Source organism: Neoroseomonas rubea (assembly GCF_016106015.1).
GTDB lineage: Bacteria > Pseudomonadota > Alphaproteobacteria > Acetobacterales > Acetobacteraceae > Neoroseomonas > Neoroseomonas rubea.
This window is the reverse complement of the sequence record NZ_JACADQ010000290.1, coordinates 1-5,488: the sequence shown is the minus strand read 5'-3', so window position 1 is coordinate 5,488 and position 5,488 is coordinate 1. Positions and strand designations below refer to the sequence as shown.

7 protein-coding genes are annotated in these 5,488 nt (G+C 69.2%); 1 reads left to right on the top strand and 6 read right to left on the bottom strand.

Translation table 11 applies throughout. The features are described 5' to 3' along the window. Positions 1-20: 20 nt before the first annotated feature. The 6 genes from HW577_RS19845 to HW577_RS19825 form a co-directional block, all read right to left on the bottom strand. Positions 21-626 (bottom strand): cytochrome c oxidase assembly protein, encoded by a 606-nt coding sequence (locus HW577_RS19845; RefSeq protein WP_198377862.1) that lies wholly within the window; start codon positions 624-626, stop codon positions 21-23. Between the two features lie 73 nt (positions 627-699). Continuing rightward, positions 700-828, bottom strand: coding sequence for a hypothetical protein (locus HW577_RS26950; protein ID WP_269769578.1), 129 nt, complete (start codon positions 826-828; stop codon positions 700-702). Then, complete coding sequence (locus HW577_RS19840; RefSeq protein ID WP_232475088.1) at positions 825-1,769, bottom strand: heme o synthase; 945 nt, start codon at positions 1,767-1,769, stop codon at positions 825-827. Before HW577_RS19840 ends, HW577_RS26950 begins: the two co-directional genes overlap by 4 nt. 39 nt (positions 1,770-1,808) lie before the next feature. Continuing rightward, positions 1,809-3,401, bottom strand: a complete 1,593-nt coding sequence (gene ctaD / locus HW577_RS19835; protein WP_198377860.1) for a cytochrome c oxidase subunit I — start codon at positions 3,399-3,401, stop codon at positions 1,809-1,811. A 23-nt stretch (positions 3,402-3,424) separates the two neighbouring features. Next, positions 3,425-4,315: a cytochrome c oxidase subunit II gene (coxB, locus tag HW577_RS19830; RefSeq protein ID WP_198377859.1), complete on the bottom strand. Its 891-nt coding sequence runs from the start codon at positions 4,313-4,315 to the stop codon at positions 3,425-3,427. A 204-nt stretch (positions 4,316-4,519) separates the two neighbouring features. After that, on the bottom strand, positions 4,520-4,843 hold the full coding sequence (locus HW577_RS19825) for an ArsR/SmtB family transcription factor (protein ID WP_198377858.1): 324 nt from the start codon (positions 4,841-4,843) through the stop codon (positions 4,520-4,522). 134 nt (positions 4,844-4,977) lie between these two features. On the opposite strand from HW577_RS19825, the gene HW577_RS19820 reads away from it, so the two are divergent. Then, on the top strand, positions 4,978-5,488 hold a 511-nt coding region (locus tag HW577_RS19820; protein WP_198377857.1), incomplete at its 3' end, for a metal ABC transporter solute-binding protein, Zn/Mn family.

The window sequence follows — 5,488 nt, the reverse complement described above, 5'->3', positions numbered from 1 at the left end:
CGGCGCCCGCCGCAGGCGCCTCAGTTCGTCCGCGGCGCGGCCCGGCCGACATGCGGCCCGGCCGAGGCGACCGCGCCGGCGCGCTGCGCGTCCTCCATGGTGCGGAAGAAGCTGTAGTGCAGCGTGATGGTGGTGATGTCGCGCGTGTTCGGGTCCTCGGCGATGCGCGGATCGACCCAGAAGGAGACCGGCATGTCCACGCGCTGGCCGGGTTCGAGCGTCTGCTCGTCGAAGCAGAAGCAGGCGACCTTGTGGAAGTAGCGGCCGACCTTCTCGGGCGTGACGTTGTAGACGGACACGCCCGTGACCGGCGTCTCGGCCCGGTTGGCGGCGGAGTAGAAGGCGAGCCCTTCCTCCCCCAGCCGCACCAGCATCGCCGGCTGCTCGGCCTGGAAGCGCCAGGGCAGGTTGGGCTGGGTGGTGGCGGCGAATCGGACAGTGATGGTCCGGTCGGTCGCCCCCGGCGCGGCGAGGCCGCGCTGCGTCGTGCCGTTGTAGCCGGTGACGCGGCAGAACAGGTCGTACAGCGGCACGGCGGCGAAGGAGAGGCCGACCATGCCCACGACCGTCCCGAAGGCGAAGATCGCGGTGCGGCGGTTGCGGCGGGAAAGGTCGGCGCGGTCCATGGCCCTACTCAATGGCCCTTCGCCCGGCGCGCGGCAAGCGGGGCGATCGTATCATGGCGTAACGCGCCGCGGCTCAGCCGCGCAGGATGCGCGCCATGCCGACGAAGTAGAAGATCACCGACAGCGCCACGAGCACGAGCATGATGGCGATGTTGCGTCCGCGCCGGCGCTTGAGGAACAGCGCCTCCTCCTCCGGCGTCATGGGCCGAAGGCCAGGCGGTCCACCGCGATGGCGGCGAACAGGGCGAACAGGTAGGTCAGCGAGAAGCGGAAGCAGGCCTTGGCCGGCGCGTCCTTCGTCAGCGACCGCCCGGCCTCGTCCTGCGCATCGCGCAGCACGGCGAGCGCGTGGCGGAGGAAGTTCGCCCCCAGCAGCGCCGCGACGGCGGCATAGGCGGGGGAGGAGAAGCCGACCGCCCAGGGCAGGAGGCCGAGCGGGGCGAGCAGCACGGTGTAGATCAGCACCTGGCGCCGGGTTTCCCGCGCCCCGGCGGTCACCGGCAGCATCGGCACGCCGGCGCGGGCGTAGTCGTCATGGGCCCAGAGCGACAGCGCCCAGAAATGCGGCGGCGTCCAGACGAAGATGATGGCGAACAGGATCAGAGGCACGAGCGTCACATCGCCCGTGACGGCCGCCCAGCCGATCACCGGCGGGAAGGCGCCCGCCGCGCCGCCGATGACGATGTTCTGCGGCGTCCGGCGCTTGAGCCACATGGTGTAGACGAAGACGTAGAAGGCGATGGACAGCGCGAGGACCGAGGCCGCGACGAGGTTCGTCGCCATCCACATCAGCGTGACGGAGCCCACCGAGAGCCAGATGCCGAAGGCCAGCGCGGCCCCCGGCGCGATCCGCCCGCCCGGGATGGGGCGCTTGGCCGTCCGGCGCATCACCGCGTCGATGTCGCGGTCGTACCACATGTTGATCGCCCCCGCCGCGCCGGCGGCGACCGCGATGCAGAGGATCGCGACGAAGGCCAGCACCGGGTGCATGGACAGCGCCCCGGGTGCCACCAGCATGCCCACCAGCCCCGAGAAGACCACGAGCGTCATCACGCGCGGCTTCAGCAGCGCGATCCAGTCGCCGACGTCCGACATGTCGCAGGAAGCAGGAAGGGGGGCGGAGCCCCCCTGTCCCGGTTCCATGGCGGCTTCGCTCATGGTCCGAACCCCAGGCCGGCGTCCTTACCGGACGCGCGGCAGCTCGTCGAAGGTGTGGAAGGGCGGCGGCGAGGAGACCTGCCATTCCAGCGTCGTCGCACCGGCACCCCACGGATTGGCCGCGGCCTTCTCGCCCGAGCGGAAGGTCAGCCAGAGCACGTAGAAGAACAGGATCAGCGAGGCGAAGGAGATGTAGGAGCCGACCGAGGCGATGAAGTTCCACGCCGTCAGCGCTTCCGGATAGTCAGGGTAGCGGCGCGGCATGCCCTGGTTGCCCGAGAAGTGCATCGGGAAGAAGGTCAGGTTCACGCCGGCGAAGGTCAGCCAGAAATGCACCTTGCCCCAGAACTCGGGGTACTGCCGGCCGCTCATCTTGCCGATCCAGTAGTAGAAGCCGGCATAGATCGAGAACACGGCGCCGAGGCTGAGCACGTAGTGGAAGTGCGCCACCACGTAGTAGGTGTTGTGCAGGATCTGGGTGATCGGCGCGTTCGCCAGCACCACGCCCGTCACGCCGCCCACGGTGAACAGGAAGATGAAGCCGATGGCGAACAGCATCGGTGTCTTCAGGTCGATCGACCCGCCCCACATGGTGGCGATCCAGGAGAAGATCTTGATGCCCGTGGGCACGGCGATGACCAGCGTCGCGGCCATGAAGTAGGCGCGCGTGTCCACGTCCATGCCGGACTGGAACATGTGGTGCGCCCAGACCACGAAGCCCACGAAGCCGATCGCGACCATGGCGTAGGCCATGCCGAGGTAGCCGAACACCGGCTTGCGGCTGAAGGTCGAGATCACGTGGCTGATGATCCCGAAGCCGGGCAGGATCATGATGTAGACTTCGGGGTGGCCGAAGAACCAGAACAGGTGCTGGAAGAGCACCGGGTCGCCGCCGCCCTCGGGGCGGAAGAAGGCCGTGCCGAAGTTGCGGTCCGTGATCAGCATGGTGATCGCGCCGGCCAGCACCGGCACCGCGAGCAGCAGCAGGAAGGCGGTGACCAGCATCGACCAGACGAACAGCGGCATCTTGTGCAGGGTCATGCCCGGCGCGCGCATGTTCAGGATGGTGGTGATGAAGTTGGCCGCGCCCATGATCGACGACGCACCCGCCAAGTGCAGCGAGAACAGCGCGAGGTCCATCGCCATGGACGGGTGGTAGGTGCTGTCGGACAGCGGCGGGTAGATCGTCCAGCCGGCACCCGGGCCCTCACCCACGAACAGCGACGCGCCCAGCAGCAGGAAGGCCGGCACCAGCAGCCAGAAGCTGATGTTGTTCATGCGCGGGAAGGCCATGTCCGGCGCCCCGATCATGATCGGCACGAACCAGTTGCCGAAGCCCCCGATCAGCGCCGGCATGACCACGAAGAACACCATGATCAGCCCGTGGGCGGAGACGAAGGCGTTCCACATCTGCCCGTCGGCGAAGATCTGCATCCCCGGCGTCTGCAGTTCCATGCGCATCAGCACGGACAGGCCGACGCCGATGAAGGCGGCGATCAGCGAGAAGATGATGTAGAGCGTCCCGATGTCCTTGTGGTTCGTCGAGAACAGCCAGCGGTTCACGAAGCCGGGCTTGTGGTCGTGGTGGTCGTGATGCGCGTCGGTTGCGGTCGCCATCGGGTGTTCCTCTCGGGCGCGCCTTAGCGGCGCGCCTCCGCGATCTGGACGGTGTCGGTCGGGGCGGGGGCGGCGGCGACGGCCGGGGCCTGGTCATCCGCGCGGGCGAAGCGTGTGCGCGCCTCGGCCACCCAGCGTTCGAATTCCTGCGGGCTCACGGCGCGCACCGCGATCGGCATGAACCAGTGGTTCGTGCCGCAGATCTGGTTGCACTGGCCGTAGTAGACGCCCTCGCGGTCGGCGCGCATCCACGTCTCGAGCGCGCGGCCGGGGATGGTGTACCTCTGCACGCCCAGCGCGGGCACGAAGAAGGAATGGATCACGTCGCGCCCGGTGGTCAGCACGCGGATATTGGCGCCGACGGGGATCACCAGCTCGTTGTCCACCGCGAGGCGGAAAAGATGCCGCCGGTCGGCCGGCAACTGGTCCTCCTGCAGCGGGTAGCTGTCGAAGTTGAAGTTGCCGTGGTCCGGATAGGTGTAGTTCCAGTACCACTGCCGGCCCTGCACGCTGATCGTCAGGTCGGCGTTCGGCGTGCGGTCCTGGTAGTAGATCAGCCGGAAGGACGGGATCGCGATCACGATCAGGATCAGCACCGGGACCACGGTCCAGGCCACTTCCAGCATCGTGTTGTGGCTGGTGGTGGACGGCGTCGGGTTCGCCTCGGCGCGGTAGCGCCAGACGCACCAAGCGAGCAGCGCCAGCACGAAGATGGTGATCGCGACGATGATGACGAACACCAGCGTGTTGAAGTCGGCGATCGCGTCCTTGATCGGCCCGCCCGATTCCTGCAGGCCCATGCCCCAGGGGGTCGGCGCGCCGACCACGCCCTGCGCCCATGCCGGGCCCGCCGCCACCATCGCGGCAAGGCCGCCCAACGCCGCCCACAGGCGCTTCCCGTCGCTCAACCGCATCACCATTCCCCGGGCGCGTCAGGCGCGCCGCCTTGCCGATACCTGTTGCGCGCACCCTTGAGGGGGGTGCGCGGCGCGCGCGGACCATAGTCGCGCCACCACGCACCGCACAAGGGCACCCGCCCGAAATCTGCGCAGCGCCGCATCTGGGTGACAAGGCGGAAAACGCAACCGCCTTAAGGAGTTACAAAGGCGGGGCGGGCGTCAGCCCTCGACCTCCCCCGCATCCTCCTCGGTCACATGGTCGGCCATGTCGGTCAGCATCGAGCGGATGTGCTCGTCCCCCACCACATAGAAGACCTGGCGGCCGCGCCGGTCCGCCTGCAGCAGCCGCGCCGCGCGCAGCAGCCGGAGGTGGTGCGAGACGAGGGAGGCCGAGATGCCGAGCCGTTCCGCCATCTCGCCCACCGCTGCCGGCGCGTCGAGGCAGGCGAGGATGATCTTCAGCCGCGTCGGGTCGCTCATCAGGCGGAAGGTTTCCGCCAGCTCGACCACCAGGTCGTCGCCGAGCCTCACACGCGCACGCATCGGGGATGATCCGCCATCCCGCCACCGTCGCGCGCCGGGGGCTGCCCACGCAAGCCCGGCCTTGACACGCCGGGTGTGCGCCGCAATCTGCGCCAACGAGATAAGTTATTGAAAAAACAGGGATAAATGAAGAGATGAATACCTGTTCATCCGTACGTCGCCGGTCGCTCCTCGCCGCCGGCCTGCTGGCCCTGCCCGTCCCCGCCCTCGCCCAGGCGCGGCGGCCACCGCTCGCGCTGTGCACCGTGGGCATGGTGGGCGACATGGTGCGCAGCCTCGGCGGGGCGGCGTTCCGGACCGAGACGCTGATCGGCGAGGGCGTGGACCCGCACCTGTTCCGCCCCACGCGCAACGACATCCAGCGCATCCTCGGCGCCGACCTGCTCTTCGCCAATGGCCACCGGCTGGAAGGCCGGATGGGGGATGTGCTGGAACGCGCGCGCGGCGCCGGCAAGCCGGTGCTGCTGGTGGCCGAGGCACTGCCGCGCGAGCGCCTGCGCGCCAATCCCGACTACCCCGACGCCGCCGACCCGCATGTCTGGATGGACCCCACGCTCTGGGCCGAGGCCGCGGGCCCGGCGGCCGAGGCGCTGGCGCGCTTCGCCCCCGCCGCGGCGCAGGACATCGCCGCGGCGCTGGCGGCCT